This window comes from Streptomyces sp. NPDC002206 (genome assembly GCF_053593595.1).
This window is the reverse complement of record NZ_JBSFCW010000006.1, coordinates 1-15786: the sequence shown is the minus strand read 5'-3', so window position 1 is coordinate 15786 and position 15786 is coordinate 1. Positions and strand designations below refer to the sequence as shown.

Sequence of the window (15786 nt, the reverse complement as noted above, 5' to 3'; positions counted from 1 at the left end):
TGCCCGGGGCTGCTGCCGAGGGCCGGGGCGCGCGGCGGAGCCGCCCGTACCCGGTTCTCCGGGACAGTACGGCGCGGTGGCCGGGCCCGTCAGGCGCTCTCGTCGGCGAGTGCGCGGACCGCGTCCGCGAATGCCTCGCCCCGCTTGTTGTAATTGGCGAACATGTCCATGGAGGCGCAGGCCGGGGCCATCAGTACGGTGTCTCCCGGCCGGGCGAGCCGTGCCGCCTCGCGGACCGCCTCCGACATCGCCCCAGTGTCGGTCCGGTCGAGGTCGACGACCGGGACCTCGGGGGCGTGTCGCGTGAGGGCTTCGCGGATCAGTGCCCGGTCGCGGCCCATCAGCACGACACCGCGCAGCCGCTTCGCGGCCCCGCTCACCAGCTCGTCGAAGGCGGCGCCCTTGGCGAGGCCGCCGGCGATCCAGACGATCGGGTCGTACGCCGCGAGGGAGGCCTCCGCAGCATGGGTGTTGGTGGCCTTGGAGTCGTCGATGTACGCGACTTCGGCGACGTCCGCGACATGCTCGATGCGGTGCGCGTCGGGGCGGAAGGCCCGCAACCCGTCCCGTACCGCCCTGGGCTCGACGCCGAACGCGCGGGCCAGCGCCGCGGCCGCCAGGGCGTTGGCGATGTTGTGCGGGGCGGGCGGGTTGACGTCCCCGACCTCGGCGAGCTCCTGGGCCTGCTTCTGCCGGTTGGTCACGAAGGCCCGGTCGACGAGGATCCCGTCGACGACGCCCAGCTGGGACGGGCCAGGGGTCCCGAGGGTGAAACCGATGGCGCGGCAGCCCTCCTCGACGTCCGCCTGGCGGACCAGGTCCTCGGTGGCTCTGTCGGCCGCATTGTAGACGCAGGCGACCCGGTTGCCCTCGTAGATCCGGCCCTTGTCCGCGACGTACGCCTCCATGGAGCCGTGCCAGTCGAGATGGTCGGGCGCCAGGTTGAGGACGACGGCGGAGTGGGCGCGCAGCGAGGGCGCCCAGTGCAGCTGGTAGCTGGAGAGCTCGACGGCGAGTACGTCGTACGTCTCGTCGCCGAGCACCGCGTCCAGCAGGGAGACCCCGATGTTGCCGACGGCCGCGGTGCGCAGCCCGGCCGCCTCCAGGATCGAGGCGAGCATCCGTACGGTCGTGGTCTTGCCGTTGGTGCCGGTGACCGCGAGCCAGGGGGCCGGTTCCCTGCCGGCGTGGCCGCGCAGCCGCCAGGCGAGCTCGACGTCGCCCCAGACCGGGACGCCCGCCTCGGCGGCTGCTGCGAAGAGTGGCTTGTCGGGCTTCCAGCCGGGGGTGGTGACGATGAGCTCGGTGGACTCGGGCAGGGTCGCCCCGTCGCCGAGGCGCACGGTGATTCCCTGCGCCTCCAGCTCGGCGGCCTGTGCACGGGAACGATCGTCGTCCCCGTCGTTGACCACGGTGACGACGGCGCCGAGGCCGTGCAGGACACGGGCGGCGGGGATGCCGCTGACACCGAGCCCGGCGACGGTGACGTGCTTGCCCTGCCAGTCCTGGTTGCTCACTTGGCGGCTGCCCACCCTGCGTAGAAGAGACCGAGTCCGACGATCACGCACATGCCCTGGATGATCCAGAACCGGACCACGACAAGGACTTCGGACCAGCCCTTGAGTTCGAAGTGGTGCTGGAGCGGCGCCATCCGGAAGACCCGCTTGCCGGTCATCTTGAAGGAGCCGACCTGGATGACCACGGACATGGTGATCATCACGAAGAGGCCGCCGAGGATGGCCATCAGGAACTCGGTGCGGGAGCAGATCGCGAGACCCGCGAGCGCGCCGCCGAGTGCCAGCGAACCGGTGTCACCCATGAAGATCTTGGCGGGCGAGGTGTTCCACCACAGGAAGCCGAAGCAGGCACCCATCAGCGCGGAGGCGACGACCGCGAGGTCGAGCGGGTCGCGGACCTCGAAGCAGGCGTTGGGGTTGGTCAGGGAGACCGCGTTGGCGCAGGACTCCTGGAACTGCCACAGCCCGATGAAGGTGTACGCGCCGAAGACCATCACGGAGGCGCCGGTGGCCAGACCGTCCAGACCGTCCGTCAGATTCACGCCGTTGGACATGGCGAGGATCATGAACAGCGCCCAGACGACGAACAGCACCGGGCCGATCGACCAGCCGAAGTCCGTGACGAACGACAGCTTGGTGGAGGCCGGGGTGTTGCCGCGGCCGTCGGCGAACTGGAGCGACAGCACCGCGAAGGCGATGCCGACGATCAGCTGGCCGGCCATCTTCGCCTTGGCCCGCAGACCGAGCGAACGCTGCTTGACGATCTTGATGTAGTCGTCGAGGAACCCGACAAGACCCATGCCGGTCATCAGGAACAGGACCAGCACACCGGAGAAGCGCATCTGCTCGCCGGTGATCACCTTCGCCAGGACGTACGCCATCAGCGTGGCCAGGATGAAGGCGATGCCGCCCATGGTGGGCGTGCCCTTCTTGCTGCCGTGGCTGCGCGGGCCGTCATCACGGATGAACTGCCCGTATCCCTTGCGGGCCAGGAGCTTGATCAGCAGCGGGGTACCGACCAGGGTCAGGAAGAGCCCGATGGCCCCTGCGAAGAGGATCTGCCTCATCGGCCGGTGACCTCGCCCTCGGTCGAGTTCTCCAGCAGTGCCTGGGCGACCTTTTCCAGGCCGGCCGACCGGGACGCCTTCACCAGCACGACGTCTCCCGCGCGCAGTTCACTGCGCAACAGGTCGACGGCAGCCTGTGCGTCGGACACGTGCACCGACTCCTCACCCCACGAACCCTCGTTGTATGCGCCCAGTTGCAGCCAGGAGGCTTCTCTGCCCCCGACCGCGACGAGCTTGCTGACGTTGAGCCGGACGGCGAGCCGTCCGACCGCGTCGTGCTCGGCGAGCGAGGCGTCGCCGAGCTCGGCCATGGGGCCGAGCACCGCCCACGTACGCCGGCCCCTCCCCATGGCGACCAGCGCGCGCAGCGCTGCTCGCATGGATTCGGGGTTCGCGTTGTAGGCGTCATTGACGAACGTCACGCCGTCCGGACGCTCGGTGACCTCCATACGCCAGCGGGAGAGGGTGCCCGCCTCGGAGAGCGCCTCGGCGATCTCGTCTGCGGACAGGCCCAGCTCATGGGCGACGGCGGCCGCGGCGAGCGCGTTCGACACGTGGTGCTCACCGTACAGGCGCATGGTCACATCGCTGCACCCGGTGGGTGTGTGGAGCGTGAAAGCGGGGCGGCCGTCGTCGGTGAGACGGACCTTCTCTCCCCGTACGTCCGCATCCGCGGCTTCGCCGAAGAGCAGCACCCGGGCCTTCGTACGGGAGGACATGGCGCGCACGAGCGGGTCGTCGGCGTTGAGGACGGCGACCCCGTCCTCGGGGAGCGACTCGACCATCTCGCCCTTGGCGACGGCGATCTGCGCGCGGCCGCCGAATTCGCCGATGTGTGCGGTGCCGACATTGAGGACGAGGCCGATCCGCGGCGGGACCAGGCCGGTGAGGTAGCGGATGTCGCCGATGTAGCGCGCACCCATCTCGAGGACGAGGTGCTCGGTGCTCTCGGTGGCGCGCAGGGCGGTGAGCGGCAGTCCGATCTCGTTGTTGAGGTTGCCCGCGGGGAAGACGGTGGGGCCCTTGCGCTCCAGGAGCTGGGCGATCAGGTCCTTGGTGGAGGTCTTGCCCGCGGAGCCGGTGAGGGCGACGACCGCGGTGCCGAGCCGTCCGACGACCGCCCGGGCGAGGGCGCCGAGCGCGGCCACGACGTCGTCGACGACGATCGCCGGGACACCGACGGGACGGGTGGCCAGTACGGCTGCCGCACCCGCCTCGACGGCGCGCTGCGCATAGTCGTGGCCGTCGACCCGCTCGCCGGCGAAGGCGACGAACAGGCTGCCTTGCTCCACCGCTCGGGAGTCGATGACGACAGGCCCGCTGACGGTCGCTGCCGGATCCGGTATGTCGTACGACTGCCCGCCGACGATATCGGCGATCTCGGCGAGGGTAAGGGCGATCACTTGGTCATCCCTGACTGTTGTTCTCGTGGGTGTGGGCGAGGTCCGGGGTGTCCTTCGGGGCCTCGTCGGCGCTCTCCTGCCCCAGGGACCGGGCGATGGCCGCGCGCAGCACCGTACGGTCGTCGAAGGGGCGTACCACTCCGTGGATGTCCTGGCCCTGTTCGTGGCCCTTGCCGGCGATCAGCACGGTGTCACCGGGCCGGGCGCGGGCGACCGCGGTGGCGATGGCGGCGGCCCGGTCGGCGTCGACCAGGACCTCGCCGCGCTCGTGGACGGGCACCTCGGCGGCGCCCGAGAGCATCGCGGTGAGGATGGCCAGAGGGTCCTCGGAGCGGGGGTTGTCGGAGGTCAGCACGGCGGTGTCGGCGAGCCGGGCAGCCGCCGCCCCCATCGGTCCGCGTTTTGTCGTGTCGCGGTCGCCGCCGCAGCCGAGCACGATGTGCAGTTTGCCCTCGGTGACCTTGCGCAGGGAGCGCAGGACGGACTCGACGGCGTCGGTCTTGTGCGCGTAGTCGACGAGCGCGAGGTACGGCTGCCCGGCGTCGACGCGTTCCAGCCGGCCGGGGACTCCGGGGACGGCGGCGACCCCGTCGGCCGCGGTCTGCGGGGCGACGCCCGCGACGGCCAGGGTGACGATCGCGGCGAGGGTGTTGGCGACGTTGAACGGGCCGGGCAGCGGAGCCCTGGCATTGATCCGCTCGCCCTTGGGGCCGACAACGGTGAAGGTGGAGCCCAGCGGGCCGACTTCGACGTCCTCGGCGCGCCAGTCGGCGTCCAGGTGGCCCTCGGCGGAGAAGGTGACGACCGGAACGGACGCCCCGGTGATCAGCCTGCGGCCGTACTCGTCGTCGAAGTTGACGACGCCCCGCCGGCTGCGCTCCGGGGTGAACAGCTGGGCCTTGGCCGCGAAGTAGTCCTCCATGCCGGAGTGGAACTCCATGTGCTCCGGGCTGAGGTTGTTGAAGACGGCGACGTCGAAGACGCAGCCGTCGACCCGGCCGAGCACCAGCGCGTGGCTGGAGACCTCCATGGTGACCGCGTCGACGCCGCGCTCGCGCATGACGGCGAACAGTGCCTGGAGGTCGGTCGCTTCGGGGGTGGTGCGCTCGGACTTGATGCGCTCGTCACCGATCCGCGTCTCGACGGTGCCGATCAGACCGGTGCTGCGTCCGGCGCCACGGAAGCCGCCTTCGATGAGATACGCGGTGGTGGTCTTCCCGGACGTTCCGGTGATGCCGATCTGCAGGAGGTCGGCGCCGGGCCGCCCGTAGATCTCCGCGGCGAGTTCGCCCATCCGGCCGCGCGGGTTCTCGGTGACCAGCACCGGCAGTCCGGTGGCGGCGGCGCGCTCGGCGCCCGCCGGGTCGGTGAGGACCGCCGCCGCGCCGAGGCCGGCCGCCTGGGCGACGAAGTCGGCGCCGTGGAGGCGGGCGCCGGGCAGCGCCGCGTACACATCGCCGGGCCGTACCGCCCGCGAGTCATGGGTGATCCCGGTGACCTCGCCGGATCCGGGCGATTCGACTCCCAGCCGGGCTGCCAGCTCGCCGAGGGTGGTCGGCCGGAGTCGATCCGGGCGGGGCGCTCCCGGGTAGTTCACAGGGGCGTCCTTCTGGATGGTTTGGGACTGTTCAGCGTGGGGCACGGCGGTGAGCGTACCGGGCGCACCCTGCCTCTCGCGAAGTGAGGGGGCCGCTCCCGGGTGGTTCCCGTTCCGGTTCCCGGGATCGGGGGTGATGGTTGTCACTGGCTGATTACCCCGAGTTCACTCGCCGGGCTGGAAGGACACCGGCAGGTGCGCGGACCTGCTCCCGGACGGTGCGGTCTGGAGCGTCTTCAGCGCGAACTCCATGACCTGTTTGTAGATGGGACCGCAGATCTGGCCGCCGAAGTAGCCGCCCTTCGTCGGGTTCTGGATCGCGCAGTAGACAGTGATCTGCGGGTTGTCGGCGGGCGCGAAGCCCGCGAAGGACGCGGTGTAGCCGTGGTATCCGCCGCGGACCGGATCGACCCGGTTGGCCGTGCCGGTCTTGCCCGCGACCCGGTAGCCGGGGATACGGGCCTTGATGCCGGTGCCCTCCTCGTCACCGACCACCGACTCCAGCATGCCCGCGAGCGATTTCGCGGTCTTCTCGCTGATCACCCGGGTCTGTTCGGGGGTGGTCGCGGGGGTGAAGCGGCCGTCGGCGCCCTTGGTGCCGCGGACCAGGGTGGGCTGGATCCGGACACCGCCGTTGGCGATCGTCGAGTAGACCGAGGCGGCCTGCATGGCGTTGAGCGAGAGTCCCTGGCCGAACGGGATCGTGTACTGCTGCGAGGTCGACCAGTCCTGCGGCTTGGCGAGGATGCCGGGCGTCTCGCCCGGGTAGTCCAGTCCGGTCGGGCTGCCGATGCCGAATTTGCGCAGGTACGAGTAGAGAACCTTGTTGGCCTCTGCCTGCGTCTTGCCGAGCTGTCCGGTGGCCAGGATGGTGCCGATGTTGCTGGACTTGGCGAGTACGCCGTTGAGCGTCAGATACCAGGTGGCGTGGTCGATGTCGTCCTTGAACAGCCGGTCGCCGCGGTGGAGCCGGTTGGGGACGGTGACATGGGTACCGGGGGTGGCCACCCCCTCCTCCAGGACGGCGGCCATGGACATGACCTTGCTGGTGGAGCCGGGTTCGTACACGTCCTGCACGGCTGCGTTTCCCAGCGACGCCGCATCGACCTGCGAGAGGTCGTTGGGGTCGAAGCCCGGGGCGTTGGCCATGGCGAGGACCTCGCCGGTCCTGGTGTTCTGCACGATCACATAGCCGCGGTCCGCCTTGGACTTCTTCACCTGGTCCGAGATGGCCTTCTGAGCGGCCCACTGGATGTCCCGGTCGATGGTCAGCTCGATGTCGGCACCGGCGACGGCCGGGACCTCCTTGGTGCCGGCGGTGGGCACCCGGCGGCCGCCGGACTGGGCGTACTTGATCTTGCCGTCCTCTCCCGCGAGCTCCTTGTCCAGCTGCGATTCGAGGCCGCCCGCACCCTTGCCCTCGGCGTTGACATAGCCCAGTATCCCGGCGGCCAGCCCACCGTTGGGGTAGACCCGTTTGGTGGTCGACTCCTGGAAGATGCCGGCCAGCACATTGGCTCCGGGGCCGCCGTTTGCCCTGTCCTTCTGGGCCTTCTCGGCGAAGACGGACTTGAGGTCCTTGATCTGCTTCCAGACCTGTGGGGTCTGACGGCGGGCCAGGACGGCGTACCGGCTCTTCGGCTTCGACAGCTTCTTCGTCAGCTCCTCGGCGTCGACGCCGAGGATGGGGGCGAGGAGGGCCGCGGCCTGCTGCGGGGCGTCCGGGGTCTTGCTGTCCTCGGGCGTGAACATCTTGGGATCGGCGGTGATGTCGTACGCGTCGACGCTGATGGCCAGAGCGATGCCGCCGCGGTCGGTGATCTCGCCGCGCTCGGCGGAGATCGTGTACTCGAGGTAGCGGTTCTCCTCGGCCTTGGCCGCGTACGCGCTGGCGTCGACGGCCTGGACCTGGAGGAGCCGGACGACAAACGCCAGCATGACGAGCGTCAGCCCCAGGCTGACCAGGCGCAGCCGGGGGCGCGGGCTGCCGAGGCGCAGCGGGCGCGCCGACGGCCCCCGCGGGGCGCGGCCGCGTGGGACCGACGACGGGCGGCGGGCGGGGGGCCGGGGGCGGCCCGAGCCGGCTGCGGCGCTGCGGGGGCGCGCGGGGCCGGGGACCCGACGGCGCGGCGGTTCCTTCGAGGGCACTGCGTCACCTGCCGGGACTGGTCGAGGACTGGTGTGCCGGGGTAGGCGGGGCTGCCGAGGTGCTGGGCTTCGTGGCGGGCGGGGCCGGGGACGTGGCGGAAGCCGACGGCGGGGCCGGGGGCGGTACGGATTTCGACGGCGAGGCGTCGGCAGGCGGCGCGGCCGCGGGCGCCCGGGTCCGCTGGGCGACGGCCTCGGAGGGGACGCCGCGGACCGTACCGTCCGGGTTGAGGAAGGCGGGACTGCCGCCGGGCACCATGCCGAGCTCGCGGGCGCGCCGCTCCAGCGCGTCCGGCTCGGAGCGGCCGTCGACGTCGCGCTGGAGGGCCTGCTCCTCGTCGGTGAGATCGGTGGTCCGCTTCTTCAGTTCGCTCAGCCTGAACGATCCCTCGTTGAGCGCGGAGTTCAGCAGCAGCAGGGTGATCAGGCCGCCGCCGAGGAGCAGCACGACCAGCAGGACGAAGGGCGTACGGGCCGCGCTGCTGGACCCGGAGGGCATCAGCCGGGCGAGCCGCGCGGCCCGCCCCTTGAGCTGTCCTGCCGGTCCGCTCACCGCGTCACCTCGGCCTCTCCCGGTGCCGTACCGGCCGGGCCGGCTGCGCTCATCGCTCCTCCTCGCGGATCCGCTGGGCGCCACGCAGCCGGGCGGGGGCGGCGCGCCGGTTCTCGGCGACCTCCTCCTCCGTGGGCAGCTCCGCACCGCGGGTCAGGAGCTTCAGCCTCGGCTGATAGCGCTCGGGGACAACGGGCAGTCCGGGCGGCGCCGTATTGGCCGCGCCTGCCGCGAAGACCTGCTTGACCAGCCGGTCCTCCAGCGAGTGGTACGAGAGGACGGCGATCCGGCCGCCCACGGCGAGGGACTTCACGGCGGCCGGGATCGCCCGCTCCAGGACGGAGAGCTCGCCGTTGACCTCGATGCGCAGCGCCTGGAAGGTCCGTTTGGCGGGGTTGCCGCCGGTGCGCTTGGCGGCCTGCGGCAGTGAGTCACGGATCAGCTCGACCAGCCGGGCGCTGTTGCTGAACGGTTCCTTCTCCCGCTCGCGCACGATCGCCGAGACGATCCGCTTGGCCTGCTTCTCCTCTCCGTACGCACGCAGGATCCGGACGAGCTCGCCCGGCGGATAGGTGTTGAGGACCTCGGCCGCGCTGATGCCGGTCGTCTGGTCCATCCGCATGTCGAGCGGGGCGTCCTGGGCGTACGCGAACCCGCGGTCGGCCTCGTCCAGCTGCATGGAGGAGACGCCGAGGTCGAACAGGATGCCCTGGACCTTGGGGACGCCGAGCCGGGCGAGCACCTCGGGCAGCTCGTCGTAGACGGCGTGAACCAGCGTGGCTCGGTCACCGTACGGGGCGAGCCGCTTACCGGAGAGCCGCAGCGCCTCCTTGTCCCGGTCCAGCGCGATCAGCCGAGCGGACGGGAAGGCGGCGAGGAGGGCCTCGCTGTGGCCGCCGAGACCGAGGGTGCAGTCGACGACCACGGGCTCTTGCGGACTCGGCACCTCCAGAGCTGGGGCCAACAGGTCCAGGCATCGCTGGAGCATCACCGGGACGTGTCGGGTCTGGCTCATGCGCCCTCTCAGGCTCAGGTCCCGTGTGGCTGCACGTACGGCCTGGTCCCCGCCCGCTCGGAAGGGGAGGTCCGCCGGCGCCGGGGAAGTGGCGTCGGCCGACCGGCGAGCGGGAGAGGGCCGGGCCGTACGTACGCCGCGCACACAGGGGAAATCTTCGGAATGTGCAAGGTGTCGGTAACTTCCCGTCACTTTAGTCCACCCTGCCATTCGATCGATTCCCGATCAATCAACCGGGTAGCGCGTCGGCCCGCCCTCTCTTCACTCGGTCGAGTGACCTGCCCCAAGGCCTGTGGGTTACCTCACAACAAGCCTCGTTGACGTTCTTTGTCCCTTCTCACAGCACGCCAACGTGATCCGCGAGAGCTAACGTCATATCCATGTCGATTTCCGCGCAGTCCCCTGCTCAGCACCCCGCACCCGCTGCCGGCCGGGCCCGCACCGGCGGTACGGTCACCGACCGCCTGGTCGAGGCGAACATCCGTTACGCGGCCGAGTTCGACGATCCCGGTATGGACGCGCGGCCGGTGCTGCAGGTCGCCGTGGTCGCCTGCATGGACGCCCGGCTCGACCTCCACGACGCGCTCGGCCTGGCGCTCGGGGACTGCCACACCATCCGCAACGCGGGCGGCGTGGTCACCGACGACGTGATCCGCTCGCTGACCATCAGCCAGCGGGCGCTCGGCACCCGCAGCGTCATACTCATCCACCACACCAACTGCGGCCTCGAGTCGATCACCGAGGAGTTCCGCCAGGAGCTGGAGGCGGAGGTCGGCCAGCGGCCGGTCTGGGCGGTGGAGGCGTACAAGGACGCGGATCAGGACGTACGGCAGTCGATGCAGCGCGTCCGCACCTCGCCGTTCCTCCTGCACACCGATGACGTCCGCGGCTTCGTCTTCGACGTGACCAGCGGCTTGCTGCGCGAGATCCACCCCGTCAGCTGACGCTCGCGAGATTTTTTCCGGGCACTGAAAATACCCCCGACCCTGACATTTCGCACCCACTTATCCACAGGCGAGTGACACGAAGCGGTAACGGCAACAAGAATGCGGGTGTGACATCCCACCGGACCGTTCCGGAGGGTGTTCGTTTTTCGGGGTGGCCGGGCCAACTACAGCGCATCGGCCCGTGACTGGGGTATCCCCTGCTCCTTGAGAGCGTGGGGCAGGGCCGAGGAGGGCCGGGTGACGACCTATGACGATCGAGCGAGCCTCACAGATCTGACGACCACAGCGGAGCGGGTGCGCAGGTCGGTGGAGTCTGTGATCGAGGGCAAGCCTGAGGTCGTTCGGCTTTCGCTGACCGTGCTGCTCGCAGAGGGGCATCTCCTCATCGAGGATGTCCCCGGGGTGGGCAAGACCATGCTGGCCAAGGCACTCGCGCGGTCGATCGACTGCTCGGTGCGGCGCATTCAGTTCACACCGGACCTGCTGCCTTCCGACATCACCGGTGTGTCCATCTTCGACCAGCAGCGGCGCGACTTCGAATTCAAACCGGGCGCGATCTTCGCCCAGATCGTGATCGGCGACGAGATCAACCGCGCCTCGCCCAAGACGCAGTCCGCGCTGCTGGAGTCGATGGAGGAGCGCCAGGTCACCATCGACGGGCACAGTTACGAACTGCCGAACCCCTTCATGGTGGTGGCCACCCAGAACCCGGTGGAGATGGAGGGCACCTATCCGCTGCCCGAGGCCCAGCGCGACCGGTTCATGGCCCGGGTGTCGATCGGCTATCCCAGCGCGGAGGCCGAGCTGCAGATGCTCGATGTGCACGGCGGGGTCTCGCCGCTCGACGATCTGCAGCCGGTGGCGCACGCCCACGACATCGTGAAGCTGATCGAGGCGGTACGGACTGTCCATGTGGCCGAATCCGTGCGGCGGTACGCGGTGGAGCTGGTCGGGGCCACCCGTGTCCACCCGGATCTCAGGCTCGGCGCCTCGCCGCGCGCCACGCTGCATCTGCTCCGCGCGGCGAAGGCCTCGGCGGCGCTGAGCGGGCGGGAATACTGCCTGCCCGACGATGTGCAGGCGCTGGCGGTCGCGGTGCTCGCGCACCGGCTGCTGCCCACCGCGCAGGCCCAGTTGAACCGTCGTACCGCGGAGCAGGTCGTGCTGGAGATCCTGCAGCAGACGCCGGTGCCGACCGCGGGTGGCGGTGCGACCGTCCCGGCGCCGCCGCAGCACCAGCCGGGCCCCGTGACGTACGGCCGGCAGCAGCCGCCCGGCATGCGGCGGGTGTGATGGCAGCAGGGGGGCCGGCCGCGATGAACGACGGCGACGACAAGGGCGGTCTGCGGGCCGCGCTCGGCGGGCTCACCACACGCGGGCGGTCCTTCCTCGCGGCCGGGATCGCGGCTGCGGTCTGCGCCTATGTCCTGGGCCAGGGCGACCTGCTGCGGGTCGGGCTGCTGCTCGCCGCGCTGCCTCTGGTCTGCGTGGCGGTGCTGTTCCGCACCCGCTACCGGGTCGCGGGCACCCGGCGGCTCTCCCCGTCCCGGGTGCCCGCGGGCACCGAGGCGCGGGTGCACCTGCGGATGGAGAACGTGTCGCGGCTGCCCACCGGGCTGCTCATGCTGCAGGACCGGGTGCCCTATGTGCTCGGGCCGCGGCCCCGGTTCGTGCTGGACCGGGTGGAGGCGGGCGGCCGACGCGAGGTGTCGTACCGGGTGCGGTCGGATCTGCGCGGGCGGTATCCGCTCGGACCGCTGCAGCTGCGGTTGAGCGATCCGTTCGGGATGTGCGAGCTGACCCGCTCGTTCAGTGCGTACGACACTCTGGTCGTCATCCCGCGGACCGAGCCGCTGCCGCCGGTCCGGCTGGCGGGCGAGGCCTCCGGGTACGGCGAGGGGCGGCAGCGCGCGCTGGCACTGGCCGGTGAGGACGACGTGATTCCGCGCGGCTACCGGCACGGCGACGATCTGCGCCGGGTCCACTGGCGCTCCACCGCGCGCTACGGCGAGCTGATGGTGCGCCGCGAGGAGCAGCCGCAGCGGGCCAGATGCACGGTGCTGCTGGACACCCGGCGGATCGCCTACCAGGGGACCGGACCCGACTCGGCCTTCGAATGGGCGGTGTCGGGGGCCGCATCCGCGCTGGTGCACATGCTGGAGCGGGGCTTCGCGGTGCGGCTGCTGACGGACGACGGCAGTTCGGTGCCGGGCGAGGGCGAGGGCGGCTTCGCCGGCTCGACCCACGAGTCCGCCGACTCGGCGGGACTGATGATGGACACGCTGGCGGTCGTCGACCACTCCGACGGAGGCGGCCTTTCGCGCGCGTACGACGTGCTGCGCGGCGGCAACCAAGGGCTGCTGGTCGCCTTCTTCGGCGATCTGGACGAGGAACAGGCGGCGGTGGCGGCCCGGATGCGGCAGCGCAGCGGCGGCGCCGTCGCGTTCGTGCTGGACAGCGATGCCTGGGTGCAGGGAGAGTCGCACGACGCCGCTGTCGCGGGGGCGGAGGAACGCCTGCGGCTGCTGCGCGAATCGGGCTGGACAGCGGTCCTGGTGAAGCCCGGGGCCGATCTCGCCGAGCTGTGGCAGCTGGCGGGACAGCAGAGCGCCGTGACGCAGTCCGCCCTGTCGGGCGGCGTCACGGGCGGTACGACAGGTTTCACCGGGGGATGGTCATGAGGGGACGGTCATGAGCGGTCGTGGTCGGCTGGCGCTGTGCGCCTTTGCGGCGACGCTGTTGGCAGCGGGTTCGATGCTGCCCCTGGTCGACCCGGCCGCCTGGATCGTGCAGGCCGCGTTCCTGCTGGCGATCCAGAGCGGGGTCGGCGCACTCGCCCGCCGGGTGCCGTTGCCGCGGCTGCTGATCGTCACGGTGCAGTTCCTCGTCACTCTGGTGCTGCTGACCGTGGTGTTCGCCCGGGGGCAGGCCCTGATCGGTTTCCTGCCCGGTCCCGAGGCCGTCCAGCGGCTCGCTGACCTGCTCACCGCGGGTGCGGACGATGTCGGGAGGTACGCCATCCCGGCGCCCGCGACGGACGGCATCCGGCTGATGCTGGTCGGCGGTGTGCTGCTGATCGGTCTTGCCGTGGACACTCTCGCGGTGACGTTCCGCAGCGCGGCTCCGGCCGGGCTGCCGCTCCTCGCCCTCTACTCGGTCGCCGCGGGACTCTCCGGTGGTGCGGGCCGGCTGTGGTTCCTGCTGGCGGCCGCCGGCTATCTGATCCTGCTGCTGGCCGAGGGCCGGGACCGGATCTCCCAGTGGGGGCGGGTCTTCGGCGGCACGGGCCGGTCACCGAACGGTCTTGCGGCCGGTATCGACATGTCGGGCGGCCGGCCGCTCGCCCCGGTCCGCACCGGTCGGCGGATCGGTGCGCTGGCGCTGGGGATCGCCCTGGCCGTACCGACGTCCGCGCTCAACGGCGGTTGGCTGACCGGTACGGGGAGCGGGTCCGGCAAGGGCGGAGGCGGCGGCACGATCTCCGCGGTGAACCCGCTGGTCTCGCTGCAGAACGATCTGAACCAGCCGGAGAACCGGGAGGTGATGTCGTACCGCACCAATTCCGGCAGCCCGCAGGACTTCTACCTGCGGATCCTGGCCCTGGACCAGTTCACCGGAAGCGAGTGGCGGCCCTCGCGGCGCAGCCTGCAGGACGTGCCGAAGCGGCTCCCCAACCCGGACGGTCTGGCCGCGGACGTCGCCGTCACGGAGATCAGGTCGAACATCTCCGCGTCCCGTTCGTACCAGCAGACCTACCTTCCGCTCCCCTACCCGGCGACCGAGATCAAGATCGGCGGGCACTGGCGGTACGAGCGCGCGGGACGCACCCTCGTCGGAGACCGCGGCCAGACGACCCGCGGGGCGCAGTACGGGGTCTCCAGCCTGGTGGTGCAGCCGACCGCGGATCAGCTCGCCGCGGTGGGCCCGGCGTCGGCCGCGATGCGGCGGGAGTACACCGAGGTACCCGGCTCGCTGCCGAAGGTGGTCAAGGAGACGGCGGAGCAGGTGACGAAGGGTGCCACCAACAACTATGAGCGAGCGGTGAAGCTACAGAATTTCTTCGCCCTGGACGGCCGCTTCAGCTACGACACCTCGGTGACCTCGGGCACCGGCTCGGCAGCGATCGGCCGGTTCCTGAAGGCCAAGCGGGGCTTCTGCGTCCACTTCTCGTTCACGATGGCCGCGATGGCGCGGACGCTGGGCATTCCGGCCCGGGTCGCGGTGGGCTTCACGCCCGGCACCGCGCAGTCGGACGGTTCGGTGTCGGTGGGGCTGCGCGATGCGCACGCCTGGCCGGAGCTGTACTTCGAGGGCATCGGCTGGACCCGCTTCGAGCCGACCCCGACGCGGGGCAGTGCGCCCGAGTACACCCTGTCGGACGCCCCCACGGGCGGCTCGGCCAACCCGAGCCGTCCGCAGGCGAGTGTTTCGGCCGCGCCGTCGGCCGCGCCGTCCGCGTCGGACAGCTGCCCGCCGCAGCTTCGCAGGCTGGGCGAGTGCGGCTCGTCGACGGCGCCGGGCGCCGCAGCTCCGAAGGACCCGGGGACGCCGGTGGGCACCATCGTCTGGACGGTTCTGGCGGCCCTGCTGGTGCTCGCGCTGCTGCTCCTGCCGTTGTTCTGGCGGGTTCGGGTGCGTACGCGCAGGCTGAACTCGTCCGCAGGGCGTACGCCCGCGGATGCGACCGCCAGAACGCTGGCGGCCTGGCGGGAGATCACTGACACGGCGTGGGACCACGGCATCGGCCCCGACGATTCGCTGACCCCGCGCAAGGCGGCAGCGCGAATGGTACGGCTGGGGCGGCTGGACACCGACGAGGCCGCTGCCGTGCACCGGGTGGCAGGGGCCGTGGAGCAGGTGCTGTACGCCCCGCAGCCCCGGGCGGCCACCGGGCTCTCCGAGGACGTGGAGACGGTGCGGAACGGGTTGCGGGCCTCCGCCGACCGCTTCGCCCGGATCCGCGCGGTGGTGGCACCACGCTCGGCCGTTCGGGTGATCTGGGCGGCGTCCGAAAGCTGGTCCGCGCTCATCGGCCGGTGGGCGGCGCGGTGGCGCAGGTTGCCGCCGTGGCCCTCCCGCCAGCGGGGCTGAGAAGGGAGCGCGGCCACCGGGCCGCGCTCCGTCCTCGTCGCCGGACGGACGGGCTCGATTTTCGGCCCGTCCAGGGGTAGGAGCAAACGCCGTGAGCGGCATGGGTCGCTGCCCGGTGGGAGGACCTTCGCCGGCCCTTGGCGGGCCGTGGGGGAAATCGAAGGACGGCGCCCGCACGGCGGCGCAGGCGGTACGTAGACATGGGTGAGGGGCGGGCGCCGGGATGGGGCCGCCCCCCACCCCCCCCCCGTCAGAATCGCGTACTGGGCCAGCGCCTCAAGGGGGCGCGGGCACCCCAGCTCGATGCGGCGCAGCGTGTCGACGTCACTGTGCAGATATCGGACCTGGATGCCCAGCTCCAGGAAGTAGTCCGTAGGACCCGCAGCAGTCGCCCGTGGCCGGCACCGACGAAGGCGACTTCGAAGCCCCGGGTGCCGAGTTCGCGGGT

At 71.2% G+C, this 15786-nt stretch carries 11 protein-coding genes; 4 read left to right on the top strand and 7 right to left on the bottom strand.

What is annotated here, in order from left to right:
- Positions 1-89: 89 nt before the first annotated feature.
- From murD to rsmH, 7 genes are read right to left on the bottom strand one after another with little or no spacing between them, the layout of a single operon-like run.
- Positions 90-1517 (bottom strand): UDP-N-acetylmuramoyl-L-alanine--D-glutamate ligase, encoded by a 1428-nt coding sequence (gene murD / locus ACWCP8_RS14010; protein ID WP_352264301.1) that lies wholly within the window; start codon positions 1515-1517, stop codon positions 90-92.
- A complete protein-coding gene (gene mraY / locus ACWCP8_RS14005) occupies positions 1514-2584 on the bottom strand; it encodes a phospho-N-acetylmuramoyl-pentapeptide-transferase (protein WP_030919322.1) in 1071 nt (356 codons plus the stop codon). Before mraY ends, murD begins: the two co-directional genes overlap by 4 nt.
- Complete coding sequence (locus ACWCP8_RS14000; protein ID WP_355993524.1) at positions 2581-3987, bottom strand: UDP-N-acetylmuramoyl-tripeptide--D-alanyl-D-alanine ligase; 1407 nt, start codon at positions 3985-3987, stop codon at positions 2581-2583. Before ACWCP8_RS14000 ends, mraY begins: the two co-directional genes overlap by 4 nt.
- Before the next feature lie 4 nt (positions 3988-3991).
- Entirely contained in the window at positions 3992-5731 is a 1740-nt protein-coding gene (locus tag ACWCP8_RS13995) for a UDP-N-acetylmuramoyl-L-alanyl-D-glutamate--2,6-diaminopimelate ligase (RefSeq protein WP_451116100.1), read from the bottom strand.
- 18 nt (positions 5732-5749) lie between these two features.
- A complete protein-coding gene (locus ACWCP8_RS13990; RefSeq protein WP_451116098.1) occupies positions 5750-7732 on the bottom strand; it encodes a peptidoglycan D,D-transpeptidase FtsI family protein in 1983 nt (660 codons plus the stop codon).
- A gap of 4 nt (positions 7733-7736) precedes the next feature.
- Entirely contained in the window at positions 7737-8285 is a 549-nt protein-coding gene (locus ACWCP8_RS13985) for an FtsB family cell division protein (protein WP_451116096.1), read from the bottom strand.
- Between the two features lie 49 nt (positions 8286-8334).
- Entirely contained in the window at positions 8335-9300 is a 966-nt protein-coding gene (rsmH, locus tag ACWCP8_RS13980) for a 16S rRNA (cytosine(1402)-N(4))-methyltransferase RsmH (RefSeq protein WP_352264296.1), read from the bottom strand.
- Positions 9301-9680: 380 nt separating this feature from the next.
- Between rsmH and ACWCP8_RS13975 the strand changes: the two genes are divergently transcribed.
- The 4 genes from ACWCP8_RS13975 (at position 9681) to ACWCP8_RS13960 (ending at position 15338) form a co-directional block, all read left to right on the top strand.
- On the top strand, positions 9681-10244 hold the full coding sequence (locus ACWCP8_RS13975) for a beta-class carbonic anhydrase (RefSeq protein ID WP_383930213.1): 564 nt from the start codon (positions 9681-9683) through the stop codon (positions 10242-10244).
- Positions 10245-10484: 240 nt separating this feature from the next.
- Positions 10485-11540, top strand: coding sequence for an AAA family ATPase (locus ACWCP8_RS13970; protein ID WP_451116093.1), 1056 nt, complete (start codon positions 10485-10487; stop codon positions 11538-11540).
- Positions 11540-12928, top strand: coding sequence for a DUF58 domain-containing protein (locus tag ACWCP8_RS13965; RefSeq protein WP_355993542.1), 1389 nt, complete (start codon positions 11540-11542; stop codon positions 12926-12928). The genes ACWCP8_RS13970 and ACWCP8_RS13965 overlap by 1 nt, the downstream gene beginning before the upstream one ends.
- Before the next feature lie 10 nt (positions 12929-12938).
- A complete protein-coding gene (locus ACWCP8_RS13960) occupies positions 12939-15338 on the top strand; it encodes a transglutaminase TgpA family protein (RefSeq protein ID WP_451116091.1) in 2400 nt (799 codons plus the stop codon).
- Positions 15339-15786: the final 448 nt, after the last annotated feature.